At 38.2% G+C, this 3,159-nt stretch carries 3 protein-coding genes; 2 read left to right on the top strand and 1 reads right to left on the bottom strand.

All coding sequences use genetic code 11. The features are described from left to right. Both RTM06_RS20875 and RTM06_RS20880 read left to right on the top strand, forming a co-directional pair. Window positions 1–917 (top strand): hypothetical protein (locus RTM06_RS20875; RefSeq protein WP_312184572.1); only part of this gene is annotated, 917 nt, incomplete at its 5' end. 811 nt (window positions 918–1,728) lie between these two features. After that, a complete protein-coding gene (locus tag RTM06_RS20880; RefSeq protein ID WP_312184573.1) occupies window positions 1,729–2,250 on the top strand; it encodes a hypothetical protein in 522 nt (173 codons plus the stop codon). Window positions 2,251–2,443: 193 nt separating this feature from the next. On the opposite strand, the gene RTM06_RS20885 is transcribed toward RTM06_RS20880, so the two are convergent. Further along, window positions 2,444–3,007 (bottom strand): hypothetical protein, encoded by a 564-nt coding sequence (locus RTM06_RS20885; RefSeq protein ID WP_312184574.1) that lies wholly within the window; start codon window positions 3,005–3,007, stop codon window positions 2,444–2,446. Window positions 3,008–3,159: the final 152 nt, after the last annotated feature.

The following is a 3,159-nucleotide window of genomic DNA, read 5'->3' on the forward strand; positions in this document are numbered from 1 at the left end:
ACAATCAGCTATCGGGCTACCATCGCCGTGGAATACTTGCTAAATCGCTCACTACCGAATCAGACAAGATCATTGTATGGGGTGATTATGATATCCCTGCATATGCTGATGAACTCGATATCACGTACCTTGCCAACCAGTTTGAACAATCCTGTCTGTACCGTGCTCACGCTGATAAGTTCCAGAAGGTTGAGTACTCAAAAACTCACTGGCAGGAAGATAACAATAAACGCATTGTTATGAACTACTTCCTTGAGGGCAACTATTACGGACTCAGTAAGAACATCATGAAGAAATCTGAGCACATTCCAGTAATTCAGAGTTGGATCATGAAGAATGTAGCAAATTACTTCTGGTCTAAAAATGACGATGATGAAATAGCTTTTGAATTGGCTCGTGAACATCAAGTTGGAGTTGTGCAACGTGGTATCAATACTCTTCAGCACAAAACTTCATGCGTGTTCATGGCGGCAATGAATCCAAGTGATGTAGTGATACCTCATTACGACAACATATGGGGAATTCAGAGTACTGACTTAGTAAACGAATGGACGTTTGAGACTTTGAATCAGTACATCTATCGTGGTGTGATCCGTGATTACTCAAGTACTGAGATAATGAATGTGTACGTTTACGATGAAGTGACAGCCCATACTATAAGCGGGGCAACGTACAACTACATTGATATTGGACTTGTCTGTACTCAAAAGAAAGAGGGAAGACCCTTGGGCAGTACTACACGTGATGATGACGATAAAGTACTTTCACGACGATTCGCTAGCTGGAAGAACACCAACAAGGACAAACAGAATATACGTGCGTTGTTCGATAAGTGGTGCAATAAGCAGGAGCAGTATGCAGATTTAAAAGAGCTGGACTGGCTTGATCAGTTGGCTCGTTACTCGGGTGAAATCTGATTGCACCATCATAGTCTGATAATTAATACTTATATAGTATAACTATTATTTGTCAGAAAAGTGAATTGAAGAAATCTGAACGAAGGAAAAAGACCGCAACAGCGGGATTTTTACGAGTGAGTGAGACAATCTTGCATTAGGCGAGGTACGAGCCTGATGTGAGATTCGTGAATAGTGAAAGGCATGTATGAGGACAGTGGTCAGTAAGCCCAAAGATCGCTGTATCTGTTGAAGATGTACTTATCTCTTGGGCTTACTCAACATAAACCGATTTGCTTACTACTCATGCCTCGGAACTCGGCATTCGTGCGTAAGAAATCCTTTCAAGTACTCAAATACAAAAAAACAGTAGGGGGATTGTACCGATTTGTACCTGACGCACTCGCTACGCTCACTTGCCCTGGCCTGTTGAAGTCCAGTACATGATCAAGGGATCAATCTATCCCCTATGATGGTGCGGTCAGATATCATGCATAAGTACCCGCCAGCTATTGTTAATGCTTCAGTACTTACCGATATATCAAAATTGAAAGTACTGATACCTATCAATATGAAGTACTGGTATTTTATGAAGTGTCATACAGTACTAATATGGATTTTAATTGTATTTGATACCGATATATATAAATAGAATCTTCAGTAATTTTATTTTAGTGCTGTAAATCATTAATTTTAATAGCGGTGTGTTTTTATTCTTCTAGGGTTGAAAATTATCTTTCTTTGCCGTTAATTTTTCCTTGCAATATATTTTTCCAACAATTAGATTGCATTCCACACAACGAATCAACCTAACTTAATAGCGAGAGAAATCATGACTACTAACTTCAGCAAAATGACACGTGAACAACTTGATGCCATACAATTACAATTGTCAGAGGCAAAGAAACAACTAGATCAGATCGATGAGATGAAGAATGAAGTACAAGCATTAGCCGATAAGTATGGAAAGTCACTAAATGAATTACTCTCTATCGTAGGTGGAGGTACTAAGACTTCAGTTAAGAAGGAAGATAAGAAGTACTCAGTACAGTTAGATGGTAAGACTTTGAGTACCAGTAGTAAGCAACTTACCAAGGCTATTAAAGATACTGAGGAATACAAGAAGCTACAGGAGGAATATAAAGTTCTAGATACATTCCTACGGGCATATAGTACTGAGTACTCGCAGGATTACCCATTCAATGCCATCTATGAGGGCAATCAGTTCTACTTGGGTATGAAAGGTACGATGAACGCAGTTACGAAGAAGTACTATGCACAGTACCTAGCAGACAATGCTTTTACGGATAGTGCTGATACTAAGCAGGCGTTTAAGAAGCTTGTCAGTCAATGAAGCGTCTAACAGTAGACAGATATGAAGTACTGAATGATGCAGGAAAAGTTCAGTACTTCATTGATGGGCACGAAGTACCGAATCTTGAAGAGATTGAAGCCACTCACGATGATCGTAAACGGCTTCTGGTACTTGAAGTAATATTAGAGCAGGTAATGTAGAAGTACTCAAGGACGCTTGAGTACAAATATACTCAGTGAGTGATTTCGAAATATTGGTCTGGAGATAAGTTTTCAAGATGTAAAATATCAAAGACACTATTATCTTGGAATGATTCTTTTATTTTCTCATGATGATTCTGTAAAGCTTTTGCTTGTTCATTAAAAATCTCAATTTCGTCTAGTCCAAAAGGCGTCTGTTTGAACATATCATCGTAGAGTTTAGTGAATTCATTAAACATAAAAACTTGCTCTTTTCTTAAATATATCAACCTTTCAATGTTGTTTAGATGGGTGGTTTTTAATATCCACTTGTAAGATTTTAATTTGTTGTAATTGGTTATAACCCTATCACTTTGACGTTGATAATCATTCTTTAATGATTCTAGATGATTGTAATAGAAGGCCATATGTGGTGTCGCGTTCATTCTGTTGGGTATGGTAATGATATCTTGAGTTGGTTTTTCATGTGAATCCACTTCATTTTTGTTGGTTTCTTCAATTTCTTTGAATTGATTATGAAATAATTCATTAGCAATAACGTAAGCTAAATCTCGGTTCTTCCCATCAATCCATTTACGTGCAGTCTGCAATGCCATTATCGCAACAACGAATGTTCCAAATGTACTTAAACTACTAATCCAATCAGAATGACCTGCCCCCAGTATTAGATACAACCTTCAGTTAGTAATGTCAGTTGATTTTTCTTCATGCTTCCCGTTTCGCCAGCCTGCTGCAAATTCAGATGGCG

It is taken from the genome of Pantoea sp. CTOTU46764 (assembly GCF_031974595.1).
GTDB classification, from domain to species: Bacteria; Pseudomonadota; Gammaproteobacteria; order Enterobacterales; family Enterobacteriaceae; genus Pantoea; species Pantoea trifolii.

Bases quoted from the DNA above. Each gene is read 5' to 3' on its own strand.
- RTM06_RS20880 (WP_312184573.1), top strand. From the start codon at position 1,729: ATGACTACTAACTTCAGCAAAATGACACGTGAACAACTTGATGCCATA.
- RTM06_RS20885 (WP_312184574.1), bottom strand. From the start codon at position 3,007: ATGGCATTGCAGACTGCACGTAAATGGATTGATGGGAAGAACCGAGAT.